This window comes from Bacillus cereus group sp. BfR-BA-01441 (assembly GCF_022663075.1).
Lineage (GTDB): Bacteria > Bacillota > Bacilli > Bacillales > Bacillaceae_G > Bacillus_A > Bacillus_A cereus.
The window spans coordinates 1-796 of the sequence record NZ_JAKUEU010000227.1 but is presented as its reverse complement, the minus strand read 5'-3'; the positions used below and the strand labels follow the sequence as shown (position 1 = coordinate 796).

Here is a 796-nt window from a genome sequence, read left to right as displayed (position 1 = left end):
TACATATTCAATGTATCTTCAATGCATTATTCACTTTGGGTGAGTATAAAACTAGAAAGAGGGTTTTATAATGGAGTTAGACATTTTATTTCATGATATTACATCTGATTTAATGGACATTGTGTTTTATATTTTAAAAGTGCTATTATATGTATTTTTAACAATCATGCTAATTAAATTGATAAAATTGGTATTTTTTACAAATATTAATTTCTCGAAAACTACTGATAGAGCAAAAATCAAAGCAAATATCGGTTTATTAAAAATTAAAACTAACAATAGTCATTTTTTACGAAATAAAATAAATAAAGAAGATGATCCTAGTTTACTAAATACATTTTCAACAACATCTTTAATTCTTGATGATACCAATGATAATTCTGATTGTTCGCATAAGCATTATAATAGTGGAACGGTTCATGACCATAATCCTACAGATCATGGAACATCAAATGGTGGTCATGATACAACTGGTAGTTTTGATGGTGGCGGTGACGTTGGTGGGTTTTAATAGCGTTATTTTAGTTTATGAGAGTCGTATAGTTAACTAATAGTATATTTGTATTAGAATGATGGAAAGCTATTTTATGAGCTTAATAGAGGTGTTAAAAGGGTTCTATGAAAATAGGACTCTTTTTTTCGTGTTTTGAATAAAAAAGTCGGTTTCAATATATATTCACTATACATTTATGGTATAATGAATATAGAAACACAGTGGTAGCGACATAAAAATCTTTTACTTAATGGAGGTAATGGAAAATGAAAAGGTATGAAGATATTTTACAATCAGATAAAA

General features: G+C 27.1%; 1 protein-coding gene. It reads left to right on the top strand.

Translation table 11 applies throughout. The features are described 5' to 3' along the window. The first annotated feature begins 70 nt into the window (after window positions 1-70). Window positions 71-511, top strand: a complete 441-nt coding sequence (locus tag MR107_RS30190; protein ID WP_242293163.1) for a hypothetical protein — start codon at window positions 71-73, stop codon at window positions 509-511. Window positions 512-796: the final 285 nt, after the last annotated feature.

Bases quoted from the DNA above. Each gene is read 5' to 3' on its own strand.
- MR107_RS30190 (WP_242293163.1), top strand. From the start codon at position 71: ATGGAGTTAGACATTTTATTTCATGATATTACATCTGATTTAATGGAC.